Below are 22,408 nucleotides of genomic sequence, written 5' to 3' on the forward strand. Positions count from 1 at the left end.
TCAGCTGCTGCGGGGTGGGGTTCAGTGCTCCTGCGCCGTCGGGCGCACCATGATCTCGTTGATCGCGGCGTGCGGGGGCTGGGTGACCATGAAGACGATGGAGCGGGCGATGTCCTCGGCCCGCAGCCAGGACTCCTGTGCCATGCCGCGGGCCGAGGCGAGTCCGGGACCGGTCGCCATGCGCGTCGAGGTCAGCCCCGGCTCGATCACGCCCACCCGGACACCGCGCCGGGTCACCTCCTGGCGCAGGACCTCGCTGAACGCGCACACCGCGTGCTTCGTCGCCGAGTACACGCCGTTGCCGCGGCGCACCACACGGCCCGCAGCCGAGCTGACGTTGACCAGGTCGGCGACCTTCCGCGGGCCGCCCGCCGCAGCACGCAGCAGGTGCGGCAACGCCGCCTGCGACAGGTGCAGGACGGCCGTCAGGTTGAGGTCGACCATCCGGTCGACCTCGTCGGCGCCGACCTCCTCGACAGCCCCCATCGCGACGTAACCGGCGTTGTTCACCAGCACGTCCAGCCGCCCCAAGCGCTGAGCGGCCTCCTCGACGGTGTCCCGGGCCCGTGCGGTGTCACGCAGATCGGCGTTGATGACGGCGCACGAGCCGCCATGGGCCCGGATCGTGGCTGCCAGCTCCTTCAGCCTTCCGGTGCTGCGGGCCACCAGCGCCACCGCCGCCCCCTCCCGGGCCAGCGCCAGGGCAGTGGCAGCTCCGATACCGCTGGACGCACCCGTCACCAGCGCGACACACCCCGACAGCGCCACGTCGCTTTCGGCCACGGAGTTCCCTGCCCTTCCGTCGTCCGCACCCGTAACACCCATGCGGCCAGCCTGCATCAGACGGCCTCGGGCCGCCTCTCGCACAGCCGCACAGGTCGACCGCGACAGCGATGATGACGGCCTGGCAGAGAGTCGGGTGCCGAACCCCGCACGGACACGGCCCGGGCACCCCGACACAGGCACCCGGGCCGGACACAGATCCCGACTGACGACGCGGGCCTCATCCCCGGCTGATCTGACAGCCGGCCGCCTGCCACCCGCTCACGCCGGGCGCTGCCAGGGCGGGCAGAGCTTCTCGTGGAGACGTGGAGGAGGTGGACCTCCGTCCGGGCACTACGCTGCACGCGTGATCGAGCGTTCGAACGTACGTCTCGCCGACCTTCTCGACCGCCGTGCGGACGGGCACGAGCCCGCGCCGGAGGCGGTGCTCGCCGCGCTGTTCGAGGGCGGGGTGTTCGTTCCCGTCGCCGACACCGGATCGGTGATGTTCCTCCCCGACGACGAGCAGCCGCCCACGCTGCTCGGGTTCACCGACGCGGCGCTCGGCGCGCGACTGCTGCCGGAGGCTGCCGGGATGGTGCACTGCGACGCGGCGCGGCTGAGGGACATCCTGGAGAACACCGGCGTCGCCGTGCTCGGGGTCCGCTCCGGACACGGGCAGGCGATCTTTCCCGAGCAGGTGCTGCAGGGCTGGGCGACCCACGGGCCCGGGGCGGAAATGAAGCTCGACTGGTCCACCGACCCGGTGGCGGTCGCCCTGCGCGACGCACTGGTCCGGCGGATCCGCGAGTTCCCCGCCGTCCGCTCGGTATGGGTGGCACACGCCCGGTGGCGGGCCGGCGGCGAGGAGCACCTGATTCTGCACGTCGCCGTGGACGAGGACCTGCCCTCGGCCTCCGCCGACCGCCTGATGCAGATCCTGCTCGGCGAGGAGGTGAAGCCCGGCCGCAGGCACCCGAAGATCGGGATGCTCGCCCTGAACACCACCATCCACGCCGACGCCATCGCCCAACTGGACCGCCAGGGCCTGGACACGGTGCGCCACGACGCCGAGTCGGGCCAGGTCCAGGTGATCTCCCGCGAGTACGACGACCCGTCGACGACTCCGGCGAATGGCGCCGCGCCCCAGCCGCGGGCCAAGCGCCGCTGGTTCGGCCGCTCCTGACCGGGCGTCGCCCCCAGGTGCTCTCCATCGGATCTCGCCGGACGCCCAACACCGCGCGCCGGTGCCGCCGACGACCACTCCGCCCTCGGTGCAGCCGCCCCACTGGTCCAGCGCGGACACCGGGACGACGACCAGCGGCCCGCCCATGGATTCCACCCAGGTCGGATTGGGCTCGCGGGTGACATCGTCGGTATCGCTCATGGGCGAAACCCCTTTGCGTTCGGACGTTGCAGTTCTGACGCACCGTGGTGGACAGGACCACGGGCAGACGGTGACCTGGTGGCCCGGAGAAGCGGTGTCAGCCCTCGCGACTACGGTGGCTGGTCACTGACCTCAAGGGGATCCACCGTGGGCATCATTCATCCCGACCTGGCCGTACTGCTCGATCTTGTACCGGCAGACCTCGCAGGCGGCGAACGGATCGACTGGGCTGCGGCCGAAGCCTTGCTGGGCACCGAGCTTCCAAGCGACTACAAGGCACTGCTGGACACCTACGGCATGGGCGACATCGGAGAGCTCGTCATCCTGCCTCCGTTGCCGAGTGACGTACGCGGGTGGGAGGGGTGTCACGTCGGCAGCATGACGGCTGGCCTGCGGAGGCTCTGGGACGAGGACGGAGGAGTCCCTGGCGTGACGCTCGGTGCCGGGGCCGTACTGCCCTGGGGCTCTGGAATGAACGCCAACGAGATGGCCTGGCTCATGAACGATCCCGATCCGGACAAGTGGCCAGTCGTCGCCTGGCGACGGCAACACTCGTGGAACGAGTCGCCGTGGGCCCTGTTCGACTGCGGCATGGTCCAGTTCATCACCCGCATGATGCTGGGCCGGTTCGATGCCTGCCCACTTGGCGATGCGTCGCTCTGGAACCAGACGGACACGTTCGTCAGCTGGCGCGAGCAACGTCGACGGCTTCTGGCCGGCCTGGACCCAGAGACCGGCGAACCCAATCCGTACGCCGACATGTTTCCCATCACCGAGGACTGGCCCTGAGCGCCTGCCTGCAAGCTTCTGAGCGACGTTTTCCCAGGTCAGAATTCGAGCACGGCTCAGGTCAGGCATCGTTTGCGGGCTGGACCGGAGTGTTCGCACCGTCGGGTGGGTCGCTCTTGTACTGCCGGCGGCTCGCGGCGCGCAGTACCGCGTTGGTGTGAACGCGGTTCGCGCCAAAGGCGGCTCAGCCAGCGGCTCGGGTTCCGGCGGTCGCGGGTCACCGCTGTGCACGGCGGAGGGGATGGCCTCGACGGGCTGGGCTCGATCCGTGCGGACGAGGACACGTGGCCGATCTCCTCGGCCGTGTCGAAGCCCTCCTCGGCTGATCGGAGGGCCGTGTTCGTCAGTTGGCCGGCCCCGGCACCGAGGTCACGAGCCGGACTCCGTGTCGGCTTGCTGACGATCCGCCAGCACATCGCGAACGTCGTCGCGTAGTCCGTTGACCTCGGTGCCGACGCGGTCGACGTCGAAGCCGGTCTCCAGCACAGCCTCGGTCAGCGCGAGGAGCGCCAGCGTGATTGCTCGGTGCCCGGGGTCGGTGACCTTCTCCACTGCGGCCTTGGCCTGTTCCGTATATTCCTTGGCCTGTTCCAAGTGCTTTCGTTGCACCATGACGCCTCCTTCGCTCCGTATCCGTGTGGTTACGGTATGGCATAGGCCATGACCTCGGGTGACGTTTTGTCGGATTCGGTCCCGCCCCAGGTAGGGCGCCAGTTGGGGGTCAGGGTCGAGGCCCCGTCCCCGCTGCCTGCGGCAATCGTGTCCGAAGCGAGGCGCCCAGACCGCGGGTGAGGCGCAGCGGGCCGGGTGGGCTGAACTCGACCAGGAGGCCGGCCAGAGCAGCGGGACGGCGCGCAGGCAGGTGTACCGGCCCGGTCTCGCCGCGTCGCCCACCGGGTAGGCGACGCCCGTCGAGTACGCCGGTGCTCCGCCCGGGGCTCGGGTCCGGATCGACCTGGACGCGGGCGTCGCGTTGGTCCGCCGGCAGGAGACCGGCCCTGACGGGAAAAAGGTTCGATCGCGGACCAGGTGATGTGTCAGGATTCCCCGTCTCTTCGTTCGACCGGGGGTTCTCCTGATCATGCGCCGCTCCGCTGTACTCGCCGTCGCCGCCGCGGCGGTCTCCCTCGTCGCTCTGGTGGGCTGCAACGACGACGCGGCGCCGGCCGCGTCCTCGACCGCGCCCGAGGCCGCGCCGGCCTCCACGCCTACGGCGGCCTCCACGCCGACGCCCACCGCCGTCGCGACGCCCACGCCCACCGCCACCGCCGTCGCCACGACGGCGGGCGGGGTGATCGACCCGGAGAAGGCGCTCGCACTCGCGGAGAAAACGCCGTACGCGGCCACCCAGGACTTCACGACCGAAGGCGGCCCGATCAGCGCGCTCACCAAGGCCCGGGTCAACCTCAACGGGCCGGTCCGCTCCGGCCGGCTCGCCGAGTCCATGAGCGCGGGTGGCACCGAGGTGATCGGCAGCGGGAGCGACAGCCCGACCGTCGTCGTCACCGACGACGGCACCACCTACATCAAGAGCGGCAGCAGCTGGCGCACCTCCCCGCTCGGTGACCGGATCCCCGACTACCACGGCTACGCCAAGGCGCTGCTGGCCCTCGGCCCGTCCGCCCGCACCGGGATGGAGGACTGCGAGGGCACGCCGTGCTACCACCTCTCCGGCACGGTCGACCTGGAGTCGATGAAGGCCGTGGAGCCCGAGCAGTACAAGATCCTCAAGGGCAAGGGCGTGGAGAGCTTCCGGCTCGACCAGTGGATCGACGCCCAGGGCCGCACCGTCCGCTACGACCGGAAGAACGAGCTGCGGGGAATCCAGGTGCGCACCCACGGCACCTTCCGCGACTTCGGCCCGGTCGAGAAGGTCGACCCGCCACGCTAAGCGCCGAACTGCCCCCGGCCCTTCCGGTACGGCTGGAGACCGGCCCCCGCCACCCCCCGTACGGCGCAGCCCCCGGCCGGTGAGAACGGCCGGGGGCTGCGCCGATACGGGACCGGCAAGGCTGCACCTCCACTCCACCACCGGCCCGGTGCGCGTCTCCGCCCGCTTCCGTGACCTCGGCGAAGCCCGCACCTTCTTCCGAGCCCGAGCCAGTAGTGGTCGGCGACCGGTCGACACGATCTGATCGCCCTTCCGGCTCGCCACCCGTACCGATCCCGAACTCCTCCACGAACGCCGAACCTGCGATCACGGGTTCCTGCGTTCGTCGCCTGCCTGGACGGCCTGGCCCTCACCGCCGTGACCGACCCCGACGCCCACCCGCCGGACCTCCAACGGCGCGTCCCGCGAACCCAGTTGGACCTGATCCTCGAAAGGCACCGCAGCCTGTGGCCACCCACGACCTGACCATCACCGAAGCCGCACCCGACGACCCGGGAATCCTGCAGCTGCTCCGCGACCTCGACGCCGACCTCGCCGCGAGCTACCCCGACGAACCCTGCACCGGTGACGCCCGCCTCCACCCCGACATCCGCTTCCTGCTCGCACAGACCGACGGGCGACCCGTCGGCTGCTGCGCCGTCCAACCGCTCCCCGACGGCGCGGCCGAGCTCACGCGCCTGTACATCGCACCCGACGCCCGCGGACACGGCATCGCCACCCGACTGCTCGCCGAGGCCGAACGCACCGCTACCGCTCTCGGACACCCCGAGATCCGCCTGGAAACCGGAGTCCACCGGCCCGAAGCCATCGCCCTCTACACCCGCGCCGGCTACGCCCCCCTCCCCGGCTACCCGCCGTACCAGGACAAGCAGCTCAGCCGCTGCTACACCAAGCCGCTCCCGCGCCCGGGCCAGTCTTCGACCCGGATTCCCGGACTCGTCATCGGCGAGCTGTCCTTGCTGGACGATGCGGTCGCGGCAGCCGTGCACGGGATCGGCCTCCGCGCCTACGCAGTCGAGGCGGAGTTGATCGGCTTCGCCGGTATCCCCGCTCTGGGCGAGAGTCTGGAGGAGATGCGTGTCCAGCCGCTTCGGTGGCTGGGGGCAGCGGTCAATGGCCGGATCGTCGCGTTCATCGCCTGGCAGGAGCTCGGCGAGGAGGATGCGGTCGATATCGACCGGGTGTGCGTCGATCCGTCGTGGTTCCGTCGCGGGCTGGCTTCCAGACTCCTGCAGCACCTCACGACCGAGATGGTTCCGGGCCGGGCTGTTCTGGTGAGCACCGGTGCCGACAACCGCCCGGCCGTGGAGCTCTACGAGCGTCACGGCTTCTCCCGGATCGGCACTGTCGAGCCTGTTCCCGGCCTACGAATCGCTCAGTTCCGGCTGGCGGGAGCGGCCGGAGTGTGCGGTCGGCAATAGCCCGCAGAATGCTGCACGAGACGGTGGGCGGGCTGCCGAAGCAGTTCCGGTGGCTCTGGGTGAGCACGCTGGTGAACAAGCTCGGCACCTTCGTGGTCAGTACACCCAGGGCGAGGCCCCGGGAGAAGCAGCTACCGCCCCGCGCGCAGTGCGGGCGCGGCCGTCGGGCGGCAGGACGACGAGGTACTGGCGGTCGGTGTCCTCGACGCGGGCCATTGTGATGGAGGCCGATCCGGCGGCCGCGAGCTCCTCGGCGGCCGGGCCGGCCTCCTCCGTCATCCGGTCGAGCCGCGCATAAGACCGGGTGAGGTCCTTGGCCGGGAACGCCCGGCGGTCGGGTGAACCATGCGCCCGGAGCGCGACCGTCCTGTCGCCGACGGGGCACGGATCAGGAACACGGGTTTCCGCCGGAAAGGGTTACGCCATGCACCGCGCACTGATCGTCGTCGACGTGCAAAAGGACTTCTGCGAGGGCGGCAGCGTCCCGGTAAAGGGCGGAGCCGACCGCGCCCGCGCCATCGCCGACCTCACCCGGCGCACCGCCGGCACCACGTACACGCACATCGTCGCCACCCGCGACCACCACATCGATCCCGGCGGCCATTTCTCCGACCACCCGGACTTCCACGACTCCTTCCCCGTGCACTGCGTCGTCGGCAGCGACGGCAGCGAGTTCCACCCGCACTTCGCCCCCACCGCCCAGTCCGGGACCGTCGACGAGGTCTTCTACAAAGGCGCGCACTCCGCCTCCAAGAGCGGCTTCGAAGGCTCCACCGAAGCCGGCACCCCGCTCGCCGACTGGCTGCGCGCCCGGGACGTCACCCATGTCGACGTCGTCGGCATCGCCACCGACCACTGCGTCAAGGCCACCGCCCTCGACGGCGCACGAGCCGGATTCACCGTCCGCGTCCTGCTCGACTACACCGCGGGCGTCGCCACCGACACCACCACCGCAGCCCTCCAGGAACTGCGCCAGGCCGGTGTCCACCTCACCGGCCACCCCGTCGTCCTCAACTGAGCCACCACGACCACCGTCCCGGCGCTCACCGACATCCCTTCCTGCCGCAGTCGGGAGAGCCCACGGCGGCGCAGTCGCGCACCGGTCATACGCCGGCGTGAACTCCCGCCGGATCCTGCCGGAGTCCTGCTCTGCCCAGGCCGAGTAGACGTACCGATCGGCTTCTATCCGCACGGTGAAGGCGAGGCCACCGTGCGGCACGCCGCCGCGCTCCGTATCGCAGAGGACCCCGAAGGCCGAGTGGCACCGTTCTCCTGGTCGGCCAAGCCGGGTGCGGCGCCGGTGCTGGGCTGAGAACTCCTGACGAAATGGGGTGGCAGATGCACTCCTGGCAGAGCAACGATCTCCCGGTACTCGCCGATGAAGGGGCAGCTATGGGCGACATCGCTCCGAGGGAACTCATCTTGATGAGGCTCGTAGAAAACGGCCACGCCCCGATCGGGAATTGCTCCACACCTGCTCGATGGATCTCCCCAGCCAGCGCGTAGCGCCGCCGTAGGCGCCGGGGCCGTACGGGCACCGCCGCGTCCATCACGCCGGCTCCGAAGAACATGCGCGATGCTTCGTTTCCGCACCGGCGGAGGCCCGCAAGCGCGGGCTTTCGGAGGAGAAGTCGACATGGATCCGTTGCAGCCCGGCCCCCTGCGCTGCCTGGTGACCGGTGCGACCGGCTACATCGGCGGCCGACTCGTCCCCGAGTTGCTCGCCCGCGGGCACACCGTGCGGTGTCTGGTACGGGATCCCGGGCGACTGCGCGACCACCCCTGGCGGGCCCGGGTGGAGACCGCCACCGGTGACGTCACCCGCCCCGAAACCCTCGCCGGGGCCTTCGACGACATCGACGTCGCCTACTACCTCGTCCACTCGCTCGGCACCAAGCCCTCGTTCGAGGCAACCGACCGCGAGGCCGCCCGCGCTTTCGCTGCCGCCGCGGCGGCCGCCGGCGCCGCCCGGATCGTCTACCTCGGCGGCCTCGTCCCCGACTACGCGGCCGCAGACCTCTCCCCCCACCTGCGCTCCCGCGCCGAGGTCGGCCGCATGCTCCCCGCCGGCGGTGTCCCCACGGCCGAACTGCGCGCCGCCGTGATCATCGGCTCCGGCAGTGCCTCCTTCGAGATGCTGCGCCACCTCACCGAACGCCTGCCCGCGATGGTCACTCCGCGCTGGGTGTCCACCCGGATCCAGCCGATCGCCGTCCGGGACGTTCTGCGCTACCTGGTCGGCGCCGCCCACCTGCCGCCCGGGCTGAACCGCACCTTCGACATCGGCGGCCCCGACGTCCTCACTTACGAACAGATGATGCAGCGCTACGCCCGCATCGCCGGACTGCGCCGCCGCCTCATCCTCCCTGTGCCGGTCCTCACTCCCCGACTCTCCAGCCTTTGGGTCGGCCTGGTGACTCCGGTCCCGGGCTCCATCGCCCGCCCCCTCGTCGAGTCCCTGCGCCACGAAGTCGTCTGCGGCGAGCATGACATCGCCCGATGGGTACCCGACCCGCCGACCGGCCTGACCGGCCTCGACCAGGCCGTCACGCTCGCCCTGCGCCGGATCAAGGACGCCGACGTCGCCACCCGCTGGTCCTCCGCCTCATCGCCCGGCGCCCCGAGCGACCCGCTGCCCACCGATCCCGACTGGGCCGGCGGCAGCCTCTACCAGGATGTCCGGGAACGCACCGTGACCGCATCACCCGCCGCCGTCTGGAGGGTGATCGAAAGCATCGGCGGCGACAACGGCTGGTACTCCCTTCCGCTCGCCTGGGCTCTGCGCGGCTGGCTCGACCGCGCGGTCGGCGGCGTCGGACTGCGCCGGGGCCGCCGCGACCCGACCCGGCTGCGGGTCGGGGACTCTCTCGACTTCTGGCGTGTCGAGGAGATCGAACCCGGCCGACTGCTCCGCCTGCGGGCCGAGATGCGCCTGCCCGGGCTGGCCTGGCTCGAACTCTCCGTCACACCGGACGACAGTCACGGGACGCAATACCGACAGCGGGCGCTGTTCCACCCCCACGGCCTGGCCGGACACGCGTACTGGCGCGCTGTCGCGCCGTTCCACACCGCGGTGTTCGCAGGCATGGCCCGCAACATCGCCGAACGCGCTCGCCGGCAGCCCTGATACGGCTGGATGGCTTCGTTCATTTCAAACAGCAGCGTTTGTGTGTCAGTTTGGGCAGCAGGTGGTGATCTTGAGGCTCATGGAGGTTCACGAGAAATGACGTCACTGCCTGGGCTTGGTGGCCGACAGGTCGTTGCCTGGCTGTGAACTCTCGACCAGGGGCAGTCGATCGGCTGTCATGTTCTTCTGCTGTGACGAACTGGCGGCGGTCTCTGGCGGATGGGTTCTGGGCTTTGGACCGGGCCCTGGGCGGGCAGCGGTGTCCGGCGCGGATCCAGAAATGGGTGGCCCGACACCCGATCGGCACCGGCCTCTGCGTCGCGGTGCCCTTCACTCTCTTCCTCTTGTCTCTGTCGCGTGAGGAGGAACCGGACGATCCCCTGTTCGCTGTGATGTTCGGGCTGATCATGGGGCTTGTTTTCGGTCTCACGGCCGTCTGCCCGCCGCGCGCACGGTGCCCGGCGGTTCAGCCATCGAGGAGCTCGGCGAGGACCTCAGCCGGGTCGTGGTGCGGTGCGGCGGCCGGCCACCACCGACCGTCCTCCTGCCGGTAGGGGTACCAGCGGCCGTCCCGGCCGTAGCGGAGCTGGAGCCCGCTGCCAACCAGCGTCCAGCGGTTGTCCCGCACCTCCAGCTCGGGGAGTTCGTCCTGCTCCCAGCCCGCGGTGAGCGCGGCGCCGGCCCGGGCGGTGTCCTGCGTCGGCGGCGTCCAAGCCTCCTCCAGCACGTCCAGCCCGGCGCTCCCGCCCAGCCGCCAGGCCTCGGCCGCCCGGTCCAGCTGCTCCGGGCTGCCGCAGGCCTCCCGCAGGCGGGCCAGGACCCGTGACTCGGGGCGGGTCGCCGCGATCCGTACGCAGTCCCGCCAGAGGTCGAGCGGCACCGGCGGCTCGACGGTGAAACCGTGGGTGTAGGCGAGCAGCTCACGGGCGCGCACGGCCGCGCCGGTGACCAGTTGCTCCAGCGGGTCGCTCCCAACCCCGGCCAAGGACGCGTCCTGGCGGACGGGCGGCCCGGGCAGCGGCGGCAGCTCGGGCAGCGCCGCCGGCTCACGGCTGAAAACCTCCTCGGCGGGAGTGCCGTCCGGCAGCTGCGCCGCGGCGGCCTTCGAACCGGCCTTCGCCTCCTCCTCCTGCGCCCCGTCGGCGTCCTCGTCCCCGAGGCCGCCGACGATCGCCTGCATCAGCAGGACGGAGCGGAGTTCCTCCCGCGCCTCCTGCGCGCCGCGCCCCCGCAACAGGAGCAGCAGCATCGTGTCCTCGTCCAGCAGCCAGGACACCTGGTAGCAGAGCGCGGCCGCGTGCTTGCAGGGGTGGTCGAACGCGTCGCATTCGCAGTCCGCCTCCAAGTCGCCGTAGCCGGGCAGCAGTCGAACCCGTGCGTCCTCGGCGGCCTCCAGCAGGTCGGGCGGCAGTTCACCGGCGAGCAGCTCATCGGTGACGTCCGGCCGCTCGGCGGTCTTCTCCCAGAGCAACTCCCACTCGTCCTCGTCGAGCTCCTCCAGGGTGAGCACCGTCCTGAACGGGGTGTCGCCCTCGTAGCCGGTGGTGGAGATGTGCCCGGGGCTGACCGTGATCGGTCCGAGCCGGCCGGTCCGCGCGTAGGCCCGGCCCTTCTTCAGCGTCTCCTCGTCCAGGGAGGTGTCCTCCAGCGCGTCCGCCCAGGCCTTGCCCCACCAGGACTGGCCGCGTGCCCGGCTGCCCCGGCGCGCGGCGAAGGCCGGGAAGCCCCGCGCGCCCGTCTCGTCCCCGCTCATCCCGCGCTCCTCAGTTCGACCAGGTTGGCCAGCTCGTCGTTGGTCAGCTGCGTCAGCGTCTGCTCCCCGGAGCCCAGCACGGCGTCTGCCAGGCCCTTCTTCGCTTCGAGCAGGGCGGCGATGCGGTCCTCGACCGTACCCTCGGCGATCATCCGGTGTACCTGGACGGTGCGCCTCTGCCCGATGCGGTAGGCGCGGTCGGTGGCCTGGGCCTCCACCGCCGGGTTCCACCAGCGGTCGTAGTGCACGACGTGGTCGGCGCGGGTGAGGTTGAGTCCGGTGCCGGCGGCCTTGAGGGAGAGCAGGAAGACGGGCACCTCCCCGTCCTGGAACCGGCGGACCATCTCCTCGCGGCGCGGCACCGGGGTGCCGCCGTGCAGCAGCAGCGTGGGGACGCCGCGCTCGCGCAGGTGTGCCTCCAGCAGCCGCGCCATGGTGACGTACTGGGTGAAGACCAGGGCGGCTCCGTCCTCGGAAACGATGGTGTCCAGCAGTTCGTCGAGCAGTTCCAGCTTGCCGGAGCGGCCGGCCAGCCGGGTGCCTCCCGCCTCCTTGAGGAACTGCGCGGGGTGGTTGCAGATCTGCTTCAGGCCGGTGAGCAGCTTGAGCACCAGGCCGCTTCGGGCGATGCCCTCGGTGGCCTCGATCTGCGCCATGACCTCACGGACCCGGGTCTCGTACAGGGTCCGCTGCTCGGGGGTGAGGGAGACCGGGTGGTCCGTCTCGGTCTTCGGCGGGAGTTCGGGGGCGATGCCCGGGTCCGACTTCTTGCGGCGGAGCAGGAACGGCCGGACCAGTTCGGCCAGTCGCTGGGCGGTGGGGCCGTGCTCTCCCTGCTCGCCCGGCCGCGGTCCGAGCTCCGCGTGTTCCGCGCGTTCGGCCTCGATGGCGGCGATCCAGCGGCTGCGGAAGTGGCCGTGGCCGCCGAGGAGTCCGGGGGTGGTCCAGTCGAGGACGGCCCAGAGTTCGGAGAGGTTGTTCTCGACCGGGGTGCCGGTCAGGGCGATCCTGGCGTCGGCGGGGATCAGCCGCAGCGCCTTCGCGGTGCCGGAGTGCGGGTTCTTGACGTGCTGGGCCTCGTCGGCGACGACCGTGCTCCAGCGGTGTGTGCCGAGCCGCTCGGCGTCCAGGCGCATGGTGCCGTAGGTGGTCAGGACGAAGCCCGAGTCGGCGCCGTCCAGGGTGCGGTCGGGGCCGTGGTAGCGGCGCACGGGCGTGCCGGGGGCGAACGTGCCGATCTCGCGCCGCCAGTTGCCCAGAAGGGAGGCGGGGCAGACGACGAGGGTGGGGCCGGCGCTGTCCGGGTGCTCCTGGCGCAGCAGGTGCAGCGAGATCAGCTGGACGGTCTTGCCCAGGCCCATGTCGTCGGCGAGGCAGCCGCCGAGACCGAGCGAGGTGAGGCGGTCCATCCAGCGCAGGCCGCGCAGTTGGTAGTCGCGCAGGGTGGCCGCGAGCGCGGCGGGCTGCTCGACCGCTTCGTTGCCGCTGTCGGCTTCGGCCAGGCGTCGGCGCAGGGCGAGCAGCCAGGCGCTGGGCGCGACCCGTACCTGCTTGCCGCCGATCTCGGCGTATCCGGTGAGGGCGACGGCGAGCGCCTCGATGGCGGTGAGCGGTTTGAGGTCGCGTTCGGCGGCCTTGCGGGCGATGTCGGCGCCGATGAGCACCCAGTGCCCGCGCAGCAGGGCCAACGGCTGGCCGGCGGCGGCGATCTCGGTCATCTCCTGCTCGGTGAGGGCTTCCCCGTCGAGGTCGAGCTGCCAGCGCAGGTCGACCGTGCCGTCACCACGGAAGAAGGAACGCATGTCGGTGGGCGGGGTCCGCTCGCCGCCGAGGACGGCACGGGTGGTGAGGGAACGGGTGGCGTCCGCGGGCCAGAGCACCTCGACGCCGTGGGCGGCGAGCCGGCCGGCGGTGTCGCCGAGCAGGTCCTGGACCTCGCGGTCGGCGAGGTCCAGGGCGGAGGGCACCGGCAGCAGGCGGGACAGGGGCTGCCAGATGTCGGCGGCCCGCCGTACGGCGAGGACGGTGTCGGCGTGGGCCCGCGGTCCGAACCCGGCTGCCTCGACCGCGGCGAACAGCTCGTCGGCATCGGCGCTGAGGGTCGGGTCGGCCAGGCTGGACACCTGGGGTACCAGGCGCAGGGCGGGCCGCTCGCCGTCGCCGGCGGCGGGCACCAGGCCCAGCCGCAGGGCCAGCCGTACGCCCGAGTCGAGGCCGGCGGAGATCTCCTCGGCCCAGGCGCGCAGCTGGGGGACGTACTGGGGTTCGACGGCGGCGAAGGCCGCGCGGCCGGTTGCGGCGGGTGCGGCGGCGGTGCGCGGCAGGGTGTCGGCGACCGCATCGACGAAGGAGCGGAGCAGGGCGGTGGCGTCGGGCAGCAGCAGCGGGCCGCCCTGCGGGACGGGCAGGGGGACGGCGAGCGCCTCGGCCGGTGCAGCGGCGGCCAGTTCGCGAATGCGCCGGACGTCCTCCGGGGCGAGCGGGCCGGCGCGCCAGGTGTCGTAACCGGTGGCGGAAACGCCGGGGAGCAACCGTTCGCGGGCGGCGAGGTGCAGGCCGAGGGCGGTAGCGGCGCCCCAGAACGCAGCGGACGGGCTCGGGGTGACATCTGCGGTGCCGTTCGCGGTCCCGTCGGCGGTCCCGTCGGCGGTCCCGTCGGCGGTCCCGTCGGCGGTCCCGTCGGCGGTCGCTTCGGTGTGGAGCCGGCGGGCCAGGGTGAGGGTGGGCAGTGCCTGGGACACGGTCAGCCGCACAACCGGGCAGCGGCGTACCGCGAGGGTGCCTCCGTCGGCGGTGACCAGGTCGGCTTCGCCGGGTTCGCCGAAGGGCAGCTGTGCGGCGAGGCCGGGGCCGGCCAGGCCGTCGGGGTACCGGAACACGAGCCTTCCGGTACGCGCCGGATCGCCCGGCTCGAAGGTTACCGCGCACTGCACCAGCAGGTCGGCCTGCTCTCGCGACATCCACACCATCTGTTCCGCTTCCTGGTTCGTCTGTCCGGTCAACGTCCACCGTCCACACGGCGTTTGCCCAGTCCTTGGGGGGTTGGCGTACCGCACAGGTGCGGGGCGGTGCACGCAGCGGTCTCCGCGAACTGCTCGGCGAGGTCGAGGGTGGCACCGGTCCCGTCGCGTCTGACGGACCATTCACCGGTGTGTGCGGCCATCAGGGCCGGGGTCGTGAACACCGTCAGCCGGCGCTTCGGGATCCCGATGCCGATGTCCTTGAGGTTGTTCTCCCGCGCGCCGGGCACGCGAATCAGGTCGTGGCTGTCGGCAGTGTGCGGCGCAGACGACCGCGACTGGGGGGGTGTGCGTCCTCGGGGCCATGCTCGTGGTCTCTCCAGAACTGTTGTACGGATCGCGCGGGGCTGCCTGGGGCCGCCGTCGCGGCGCGGCGCGACTGTTTCTGCGCGCTCTCCTGCTTCCCGTGGTCTGCGGTGAGCCGAGGAATCGGCTCACCGCAGACCACGGGAAGGCTCCGCTCCCGGCCGAACCGGGCCCGGGGTCGGAGCCGTGTCCGCTAGCGGCTCAGGCCCCTGAACCGCTTCACTGCCAGCGGGAAGAACACCACCACCAGGGCCACCGGCCACGCCACCGCGAGCAGTTCTGCGTGCGTCGCGGCCCATGAGTCGCCCACCGCACCGGGGTCGCCGAACAGGCCGCGCACCGCTGTGGCCGTCGCCGACATCGGATTCCACTCCACGATCGCGCCCAGCCAGGACGGCATCGACTTGGAGAGGAAGCTGACGGGCCACACCAGGATCTGCACCGCCTGCACCAGCTCCGGCTTGCCCGCGACCATGGCCAGGTGGATGCCGATCCACAGCATCGCGAATCGCAGCAGCAACAGCAGTCCCACCGCACCCAGGAACGAGGCGAATCCCCCGTGCCAGCGCCATCCGACCGCGTAGCCGACCGCGATCATCACGATCAGCCCGACCGCCGACTGCAGCATGTCCGCGACGCTCCGCCCGACCAGGACCGCACCGGACGCCATCGGCATCGAGCGGAACCGGTCGATGATCCCCTTGCCCAGGTCCTGGGTGACGGAGAGCATCGTGGCCTCAAGGCCGAAGGCCATCGTCATGGTGAGCATGCCGGGCACCAGGTAGTCCTTGAAATCCCCCTCGACGCCCTGGCCGCCACCGATCAGGTAGCTGAACATCAGCAGCATCATCACCGGGAAGACCAGCCCGACGACCACCTGCACGGGCTGCCGCGCCCAGTGGGCCAGCTCGCGCCTGGTCATCGTCCAGGAGTCGGCGGTCGCCCAGCGCAACCTCGAACCCGTGCCGCCGCCGGCTTCCGTACCGCGGGGCGCCTTCACACTCCGTACCGTGCTCATGCCGCCTCTGCCTCCGCCTTCGTCAGGTGCATGAAGACTTCGTCGAGCGTCGGCCGCCGCACCGCGATGTCCTCCGCCACGATTCCGGCCGCCTCCAGTGCCCGCACGGTCTCGGTCAGCGCCGCCATCCGGTCGCTGACCGAGGCGCTGACCAGCCGACGGTCCTCGTCCACGGTCACCTCCCCGGGCAGCAACGAGGCCGCCCGGGCCAGCCGGCCCGTGTCGTGCAGGACCACGTCGATGCGGTCGCCGCCCGTCCTGGTCTTCAGCTCGTCCGCCGTGCCATGGGCAATGACCTTCCCGTGGTTGATCACCGCGATCCGGTCGGCCAGCTGATCCGCCTCCTCCAGGTACTGCGTGGTCAGCAGCACGGTCGTGCCGCCGCCGACCAGCGAGCGCACCGCGTTCCACACCTCTGTGCGGCCGCGGGGATCGAGCCCGGTCGTGGGCTCGTCCAGGAAGAGCACCTGCGGTTCGCAGATGAGGGAGGCCGCCAGGTCGAGGCGCCGCCGCATCCCGCCGCTGTACTGCTTGACGGCCTTCGCACCGGTGTCTGCGAGCCCGAACCGGGTGAGGAGCTCCTCGGCCCGGGCGCTCGCGCGGCGCGCGCCCAGGTGGTAGAGGCGACCGAACATCTCCAGGTTCTGTCGGCCGCTGAGCTCCTCGTCGACGGCGGCGCTCTGGCCGAGCAGCCCGATCCGCGAGCGCACCTCGTCGGCGCGGGTCCTGGCGTCGACCCCCGCCACCTCGACCCGACCCTCGTCAGGGCGCAGCAGCGTGGACATGATGCGGACGGCTGTGGTCTTGCCGGCGCCGTTCGGGCCGAGAATCCCCTGGACGGTACCGCTGCGGACGGTGAGATCGAGGCCGTCGAGAGCCTGCTTGTCCCCGTACTTCTTCCGCAGCCCCTCGACGACGATCGCCGGATCGTGGTCAGTCAAAGCGTCCCCCTCCAGCCAGTAATCAAACTTGACTAGCCTGGGAAGGTAGCCTGACTCCCGCGGCTGGTCAAGTTTGATTAGTCCCACCAGGAAGGGGAGCTGCCCATGTCTGCCATCCGGCTACTGGTCCTCGGCGCCGTCCGTCAGCACGGACGGGCACACGGCTACCAGGTACGCAACGACCTGGAGTTCTGGGGAGCCCACGAGTGGTCCAGCGCCAAGCCGGGCTCGATCTACCACGCGCTCAAGCAGATGGCGAAGCAGGGACTCCTCGTCGCGCACGAGGTCGCACCGAGCGCCGTCGGCGGCCCGCCCCGCGTCGAGTACGAGATCACCGACCAGGGCACCGCGGAGTACTTCGATCTGCTGCGCGAGGCCCTGACCTCGTACGACCAGAAGATGGACATGCTCTCGGCCGGCATCGGGTTCATCGTCGACCTGCCGCGGGACGAGGCCGTCGCGCTCCTCAAGGAGCGGATCGCGGGGCTTGAACGATGGCGAGCCGAGGTCACCGAGTACTACATGCCGGAGAAGGGCCCCGAACAGCTCGGACACATCGGCGAGATCATGAACATGTGGGTGCACTCGGCGGACAGCCAAGCGGAATGGACACACAGCCTGATCGGGCGGATCGAGGGCGGCGCGTACACCTTCGCAGGGGAGGGCGAACCGTTCGTGGGGGTGCTCGCGGAGGGCGAGCCGAACCCGTTCGCCACGGGGCCGCATCCCGAGGACCTCCGCTAGCGAGGCTGAACCCATGTCAGCTGTCTGCCGATGCCGAAGAAGCTGGAGTTCGTCCCCGCCTACGCCCCCTGAGGCCCGCCGCACCCCAGCAGGCCCCCGCGCCCGTCCACCCGGGCGCGGGGGCCTGCTGTCGGCCCGGGACTGTGGGCAGGTACGGACCGCGGTGGGTGCGAGCGTGTCGGCGGTTCGCGGACGGGGCGTCGCGTTGTTTCGGACGTTCGGGGAACGGCACGAGGGCCTGTGTCCGCGCTTTTCGCGCGGGCACAGGCCCTCGTGGGTCACTCCGGTGGTCCCTGTCCGGCCCCCGGGGTGAGGGGAAGCCGAAAGGTCGGCTTAGTACCAGTGGTGGGACTGCCAGAAGTTCCAGGCGGCGTTCGGGCTGCCGTAGCGGGTGTTCATGTAGTCCAGCGCCCACTTGATCTGGGTGGTCGGGCTGGTCTTCCAGTCCGCACCGGCGGAGGCCATCTTGGAGGCCGGCAGCGCCTGGCCCAGTCCGTACGAGCCCGAGCTCGGGTTGGTCGCCGTCACGCTCCAGCCGGACTCGTGGGAGATGATCTGGCTGAACGAGGCCAGCTGGTCCGCCGGCACGATCTGGGCGGCGATGGCCTGCGGGGAGGCGTCGGCGGCCGAGGCGACCGCGGGGACCACGGCGGCGCCCAGGGCCGTCACACCGGCGGCACCGGCAAGAATCGCGGCAGAGGTACGCATACGGAGCTTGAAAGCGGGCATGTAGAGCAAGACCTCAATCGGGTTGGGCCGAGTCACTCCCCGTTTCGGACCGTGGCCGGACAGGGGCCGTAGCGGTCGCGGGGCGTGGCTTGGCGGTAGGCCGTTCACCGGCGGGACAGGTGCCGGTGTGGCTTGATGCAGCAATTGTTGCCAGGCGGGGCCGGTCATCGACAAGACCCCCTCGCTACGACCCGCCGTCGTAGCCATGGGTGGACGGCACCGGTCCGCAGGGGTGGGCGCCCGGAGCGCGCCGGTCCCGCCGACGCCTCTCCGCCTGCGCAAACACCCTCCAGCCACCCGCCAAATAGTCTCAAAATGGTGCGAAACGGACACCACTATCCGTCGTCGCACACCGCATTCCCGTGTGAGCGCACTCACCACACAGGCCCCGGCAACATCACCGACCGGCCCGCCGCCACCACGCTGAGTCAACACCGGGCGGCCGCCATTGAGACCGCCACCACACCTGGCCGACGCGCGAACGGCGCCGAAGCAGTTACCGGGCGGCTCGGCCTCGCCGTTCGCCCTGGACAGCAGCTGGTCCCGGGCCCTTCTCCCCTCGGGCATGCGAAAGGGCCCGTCGCCCCGGTGCAGGCCCGTCCGCCCTTTTCGGGCGGCCGGGCCTGCTGCTTTCGGCGACACGGAGCCGTTACGGGGCGGTCAGCGGCGTGCCGGCCGGGCTCCGCGGCCCCGGTAATGGCTGGCCGGTGCAGCCGGATGAGGCGGAAAGCCCCAGCCGCTGCGTCATAGGAGGCGAGCCCCGCTTTGCTCCACGGCCGGTTGAAGCCGACCAGCCCGATCAAGTACGTCAGGACTGGCTCCTACGCCGCTCCAACACGTGGTTCCGGCTTCCACGGCCGGATCCGCTCAATCACTACACGGCCTTGCGGCAACCCCTCCTCCGGCACGCGAAGGACCTCGCCAGGGCGATCGATACGTCTCCGCTCAGCCCATGACGGTCGGGCGTCAGACACTCCGCAAGGCCGTCGAGCCTCGCGGCACCCGGTTCCTCCCGCGCACGACGAACAAGGTTCCGGCCGCGATCGTGTGAACGACCTTGCGTCGCTTGGAGTGCATTGTGCGCCCGGCCGGAGCACAGGCGCAGCCGGTCCGTGTTTCGCAGACTCGGCAGGATTCGAACCTGCGCGCCCCGACAAGCAGCCGGGAGCTCTGGCCAACTGAGCTTACGAGCCAACCGCCCCGCTCCAGGCTGTCGCCCTGGTCGGCCGAGGCCAACTGCGATCCGAGGCAGGTCGCATGCGCTGATCCTATGAAGCTACCGGGGTGCTGGTCGAAGGGTTTGTGACCGGGCAGGACGCAGATCCGGTCAGATCCTCGAACAATCTCTTCGCGCCAACAGACTTCCTCAGGTGGCACCGCCGGATCCGCAGCTGACCGCCAGGGGCCCTCCGGCCCTCACCACCCGCCCGGACGAGCGCCTTCGGCTCAGCCGGACCCACATACCGATACCGCTGCCCCCGCGTCTCCACGCACACCAACCTAGTGGCTCACACCTGTACCGATACGGTCCCGTGCAGAATGCGGCCTGCCCTCTGCTCCTGTTCGAACCGCCGGGTGAACGCTTCCAGACGCTCCTCGGGCCCCAGTTCGATCAGCCCGGGCGGCCAGGTGCCCGGCCGCACGAGGATCACCACGGCGGCGCCCCGGCCCCCCGCTGCCGCCAGCCAGCCGGGTGAGACCTCGACGTGCGTGTCCGGCTCCCACAGCTGGCGCCCGCCGACCAGCGTCAGGCGCTTCACCCGGCCGTCGCCGACCTCCACGACCCCGCTCGTGTCCGGAGGCTCACCCGCTGCAAGCGTGAAGCCGCTGTCGACCGCGGCCTCCACCAGCTCCGGGTACAGGTCCGCGCCGACCTCCACGATCAATTCCGCGAACGGCGGCCCCTGCGCCGCCTCGCGCACCACCAGCGCCCACACCATCGGAGCCCGAGCCCGGCCGTTGTCCGTCATGTCAGCCACACCCACTCAACGAGCCACGGTCACCAGCCGCTCTGATCCCGCGTGCCGGCATGCCCCTCTCGCGCACTCCCGGCAGGCCCGCACGACCGCCGTTGTCGCCGAGTGTTCCTCCGGCCCGGGAGTCGTCTCCGACAAGCCGGCCGTGACCGCGGCCGGTGCCACCTCCCAGGGTGCCGCCCCGACGATCACACCGACGCTCCAGACGTCCGGCGCCCCAGCGCTCGGCCCTCCGATCCCCGCCGGAGCGGCCCTGCGCAACCTTCTGCCGACCGCAACCACTCTGCCCGCCGGGTGGCGGATCGGGGGCGACGGCAAGCACGACACCGGCACCTACGTCTCGGACGATCCCGGCCGAGCCGACACTGCCCAGGAGCCGTGCACCCAGATGCGCCTCGTCCGCCGGCTGATCACCCACCTCACCCGGCCGGTCCGCCGCAGCACCGCCCACGTCCTGCACTGGTCCCACCGGCGCCGCCGACGCCGACACCGGGCCCGGACCAGCCACGACAAACGACGAGGCCACAGCCCAGGAGCTGAGGCCTCGTCGCCGTAGGCACCGTTGCAGTACTACCAGCTCACGACGGGTCGCCCTGGCCGGTCATGGCGAGGAGGAGTCGCACGACCGCTGAGGCGGTTCGTGGATGGTCGGCCAGGCCCAGGGTGCCGGGGACCAGGCAACGGCACTCAGGACTGGGTGACCAGCTCCAGGTACGAGTCGTGCCACAGGTCCTCGTCCCCGTCCGGCAGCAGCAGGACGCGGTCGGGCCGCAGAGCCTCGATGGCGCCGGGGTCGTGGGTGACCATCACGATCGCGCCCGGGTAGGTGCCGACCGCCGCCAGGACTTCCGCGCGGGAGGCGGGGTCGAGGTTGTTGGTCGGTTCGTCCAGGAGGAGCACGTTGGCGCCGGAGTGGACCAGGGTGGCCAGGGCGAGGCGGGTCTTCTCACCGCCGGACAGGACCCTGGCCGGCTTGTCGGCGTCGTCGCCGCGGAAGAGGAACGCGCCGAGCACGTGGCGCAGTTCTCCGTCGGTCAGGCCGGGCGCGGCCTTGGCGAGGTTGTCGCGGACGCTGAGTGTCGGGGCCAGGGTGTCGTGCTCCTGGGCGAAGTAGCCCAGGCGTAGCCCCGTCCCGGGGACGACGCGGCCGGAGTCCGGGGTCTCCTGGCCGGCCAGGATCCGCAGCAGCGTGGTCTTGCCCGCACCGTTGGGCCCGAGGACGACCAGTCGGCTGCCGCGGTCGACGGCGAGGTCCAGCCCGGTCAGCACCGGCCGGTCGCCGTAGGCCTTGGCGAGGCTGATCGCGCCGAGCGGCATCCGTCCGCAGGGCGCGGGTTCGGGCAGCCGGATCCGGGCGGTGCGCTCGGCCTGCCGGACGGGTTCGAGCTCGGCCAGCATCCGGTCGGCGCGGCGGGCCATGCTGCGGGCTGTCGTCGCGGTGGCGACGCTGGCGCGCATCCGGTCGGCTTGGGCGTGCAGGGCGGCGGCCTTGCGTTCGGCATTGGCCCGCTCGCGGGCGCGGCGGCGTTCGTCGGCCGCGCGCTGGGTGAGATAGGCCTGCCAGCCGGTGTTGTGGATGTCGATGGTGGCGCGGGTCGGGTCCAGGTGGAAGACCCGGTTGACGGTCTCCTCCACCAGCTCCAGGTCGTGGCTGATCAGTACCAGCCCGCCCTGGTGGGTGGCGAGGAAACCGCGCAGCCAGCCGACCGAGTCGGCGTCCAGGTGGTTGGTGGGCTCGTCCAGCAGCAGGGTGCCGTGCTCGGCGAACAGGATGCGGGCCAGCTCGACCCGGCGCCGCTGGCCGCCGGAGAGCGTGCCGACGGAGGAGTCCATGACCCGGGCGGGCAGCCCGAGTCCGGCCGCGACCCGGGCGGCCTCGGCCTCGGCGGCGTAGCCGCCCCGGGACTGGAACCGGGCCTCGGCCCGGGTGTAGGCGTCCATCGCCCGGCGCTCCTCCACCGGGGAGCCGGCCCGGGCCATCGCCTCCTCGGCGGCGCGCAGCGCGCGAACGGCGGTGTCCAGACCGCGGGCGGACAAGATGCGGTCAGTGACGGTGACGGCCGGGTCGGCAGCGCGGGAGTCCTGGGGGAGGTAGCCGACCGGCCCGGTGCGGGTGACCGCCCCGGCGGCGGGCGGCAGTTGCCCGGCGAGGGTGGCGAGCAGGGTGGTCTTGCCGGCGCCGTTGCGGCCGACCAGGCCGATCCGGTCGCCGGGGGCGATGTGGAGGGTGACGTCGGACAGCAGCAGACGGGCGCCGACGCGCACGTCGACACCACGGGTGGTGATCATGGGATAACGCTCCGAAACAGCTAACGGACACACGGGTGGCGTGGAGGTGGGTCCGTCGGCTAGGAAATTCGGGGCGTAGACATGCGGGCCAGGCTAGCGGCCCGTCGGAACGGCCGCATCCGAATTAAGTACCCAACGCCGTGGGCCAACAGCACCAGCACCCGGCCGCGTTGTCACCCGCACGAGCTACCCGACCAGAGGCGCAACTGAGCCTGATGAGGCGGTCGATTCCGGCCGGTGCGGCTGTTCGCCTCA

Annotated in this window: 19 protein-coding genes and 1 tRNA gene; 8 read left to right on the top strand and 12 right to left on the bottom strand. The window is 71.4% G+C overall.

The window, feature by feature from the left end; translation table 11 throughout:
- Nucleotides 1–21 precede the first annotated feature (21 nt).
- The gene (locus ACIRRH_RS30920; RefSeq protein ID WP_403073959.1) at nucleotides 22–783 is read right to left on the bottom strand and encodes an SDR family oxidoreductase; all 762 of its coding nucleotides are present in this window, start codon (nucleotides 781–783) and stop codon (nucleotides 22–24) included.
- Nucleotides 784–1,129: 346 nt separating this feature from the next.
- On the opposite strand from ACIRRH_RS30920, the gene ACIRRH_RS30925 reads away from it, so the two are divergent.
- Both ACIRRH_RS30925 and ACIRRH_RS30930 read left to right on the top strand, forming a co-directional pair.
- On the top strand, nucleotides 1,130–1,948 hold the full coding sequence (locus ACIRRH_RS30925) for a hypothetical protein (RefSeq protein ID WP_403073960.1): 819 nt from the start codon (nucleotides 1,130–1,132) through the stop codon (nucleotides 1,946–1,948).
- A 348-nt stretch (nucleotides 1,949–2,296) separates the two neighbouring features.
- Nucleotides 2,297–2,938, top strand: coding sequence for a hypothetical protein (locus tag ACIRRH_RS30930; protein ID WP_403073962.1), 642 nt, complete (start codon nucleotides 2,297–2,299; stop codon nucleotides 2,936–2,938).
- 369 nt (nucleotides 2,939–3,307) lie between these two features.
- Here ACIRRH_RS30930 and ACIRRH_RS30935 read toward each other — a convergent pair whose 3' ends face one another.
- Nucleotides 3,308–3,550, bottom strand: a complete 243-nt coding sequence (locus tag ACIRRH_RS30935; RefSeq protein ID WP_403073963.1) for a hypothetical protein — start codon at nucleotides 3,548–3,550, stop codon at nucleotides 3,308–3,310.
- Between the two features lie 469 nt (nucleotides 3,551–4,019).
- Here ACIRRH_RS30935 and ACIRRH_RS30940 point away from each other — a divergent pair, with 469 nt between their 5' ends.
- Nucleotides 4,020–4,829, top strand: a complete 810-nt coding sequence (locus tag ACIRRH_RS30940) for a hypothetical protein (protein WP_403073965.1) — start codon at nucleotides 4,020–4,022, stop codon at nucleotides 4,827–4,829.
- Between the two features lie 446 nt (nucleotides 4,830–5,275).
- Nucleotides 5,276–6,250: a GNAT family N-acetyltransferase gene (locus ACIRRH_RS30945; RefSeq protein ID WP_403073967.1), complete on the top strand. Its 975-nt coding sequence runs from the start codon at nucleotides 5,276–5,278 to the stop codon at nucleotides 6,248–6,250.
- A gap of 96 nt (nucleotides 6,251–6,346) precedes the next feature.
- On the opposite strand, the gene ACIRRH_RS30950 is transcribed toward ACIRRH_RS30945, so the two are convergent.
- The gene (locus tag ACIRRH_RS30950) at nucleotides 6,347–6,529 is read right to left on the bottom strand and encodes a hypothetical protein (RefSeq protein ID WP_403073969.1); all 183 of its coding nucleotides are present in this window, start codon (nucleotides 6,527–6,529) and stop codon (nucleotides 6,347–6,349) included.
- 145 nt (nucleotides 6,530–6,674) lie between these two features.
- On the opposite strand from ACIRRH_RS30950, the gene ACIRRH_RS30955 reads away from it, so the two are divergent.
- Both ACIRRH_RS30955 and ACIRRH_RS30960 read left to right on the top strand, forming a co-directional pair.
- Complete coding sequence (locus ACIRRH_RS30955; RefSeq protein WP_403073971.1) at nucleotides 6,675–7,268, top strand: isochorismatase family protein; 594 nt, start codon at nucleotides 6,675–6,677, stop codon at nucleotides 7,266–7,268.
- A gap of 618 nt (nucleotides 7,269–7,886) precedes the next feature.
- A complete protein-coding gene (locus ACIRRH_RS30960; RefSeq protein WP_403073972.1) occupies nucleotides 7,887–9,377 on the top strand; it encodes an SDR family oxidoreductase in 1,491 nt (496 codons plus the stop codon).
- 466 nt (nucleotides 9,378–9,843) lie between these two features.
- Here the strand turns inward: ACIRRH_RS30960 and ACIRRH_RS30965 are convergent, their stop codons facing one another.
- The 5 genes from ACIRRH_RS30965 to ACIRRH_RS30985 form a co-directional block, all read right to left on the bottom strand.
- Nucleotides 9,844–11,130: an SWIM zinc finger family protein gene (locus ACIRRH_RS30965; protein ID WP_403073974.1), complete on the bottom strand. Its 1,287-nt coding sequence runs from the start codon at nucleotides 11,128–11,130 to the stop codon at nucleotides 9,844–9,846.
- Nucleotides 11,127–14,099, bottom strand: coding sequence for a DEAD/DEAH box helicase (locus ACIRRH_RS30970; RefSeq protein WP_403073976.1), 2,973 nt, complete (start codon nucleotides 14,097–14,099; stop codon nucleotides 11,127–11,129). Before ACIRRH_RS30970 ends, ACIRRH_RS30965 begins: the two co-directional genes overlap by 4 nt.
- A gap of 29 nt (nucleotides 14,100–14,128) precedes the next feature.
- Complete coding sequence (locus ACIRRH_RS30975; protein WP_403073978.1) at nucleotides 14,129–14,380, bottom strand: hypothetical protein; 252 nt, start codon at nucleotides 14,378–14,380, stop codon at nucleotides 14,129–14,131.
- A gap of 269 nt (nucleotides 14,381–14,649) precedes the next feature.
- Entirely contained in the window at nucleotides 14,650–15,474 is an 825-nt protein-coding gene (locus tag ACIRRH_RS30980) for an ABC transporter permease (protein ID WP_403073980.1), read from the bottom strand.
- Nucleotides 15,471–16,415 carry an ATP-binding cassette domain-containing protein gene (locus ACIRRH_RS30985; protein WP_403073982.1) on the bottom strand — a complete coding sequence of 315 codons (945 nt, stop codon included), beginning with the start codon at nucleotides 16,413–16,415 and terminating at the stop codon, nucleotides 15,471–15,473. The genes ACIRRH_RS30980 and ACIRRH_RS30985 overlap by 4 nt, the downstream gene beginning before the upstream one ends.
- A 105-nt stretch (nucleotides 16,416–16,520) precedes the next feature.
- Here ACIRRH_RS30985 and ACIRRH_RS30990 point away from each other — a divergent pair, with 105 nt between their 5' ends.
- Entirely contained in the window at nucleotides 16,521–17,159 is a 639-nt protein-coding gene (locus ACIRRH_RS30990; RefSeq protein WP_403073984.1) for a PadR family transcriptional regulator, read from the top strand.
- Between the two features lie 333 nt (nucleotides 17,160–17,492).
- On the opposite strand, the gene ACIRRH_RS30995 is transcribed toward ACIRRH_RS30990, so the two are convergent.
- From ACIRRH_RS30995 to ACIRRH_RS31005, 3 genes are all read right to left on the bottom strand, one after another.
- On the bottom strand, nucleotides 17,493–17,867 hold the full coding sequence (locus tag ACIRRH_RS30995; RefSeq protein ID WP_403073986.1) for a transglycosylase SLT domain-containing protein: 375 nt from the start codon (nucleotides 17,865–17,867) through the stop codon (nucleotides 17,493–17,495).
- 1,142 nt (nucleotides 17,868–19,009) lie between these two features.
- Nucleotides 19,010–19,081, bottom strand: a tRNA-Ser gene (locus ACIRRH_RS31000).
- Between the two features lie 315 nt (nucleotides 19,082–19,396).
- Nucleotides 19,397–19,858: a hypothetical protein gene (locus ACIRRH_RS31005; protein WP_403073988.1), complete on the bottom strand. Its 462-nt coding sequence runs from the start codon at nucleotides 19,856–19,858 to the stop codon at nucleotides 19,397–19,399.
- Nucleotides 19,859–20,009: 151 nt separating this feature from the next.
- On the opposite strand from ACIRRH_RS31005, the gene ACIRRH_RS31010 reads away from it, so the two are divergent.
- Complete coding sequence (locus tag ACIRRH_RS31010) at nucleotides 20,010–20,420, top strand: hypothetical protein (RefSeq protein WP_403073990.1); 411 nt, start codon at nucleotides 20,010–20,012, stop codon at nucleotides 20,418–20,420.
- 131 nt (nucleotides 20,421–20,551) lie between these two features.
- Here ACIRRH_RS31010 and ACIRRH_RS31015 read toward each other — a convergent pair whose 3' ends face one another.
- Entirely contained in the window at nucleotides 20,552–22,153 is a 1,602-nt protein-coding gene (locus ACIRRH_RS31015; RefSeq protein ID WP_403073991.1) for an ABC-F family ATP-binding cassette domain-containing protein, read from the bottom strand.
- Nucleotides 22,154–22,408 lie beyond the last annotated feature (255 nt).

The organism is Kitasatospora sp. NPDC101235, from assembly GCF_044767505.1.
GTDB lineage: Bacteria > Actinomycetota > Actinomycetes > Streptomycetales > Streptomycetaceae > Kitasatospora.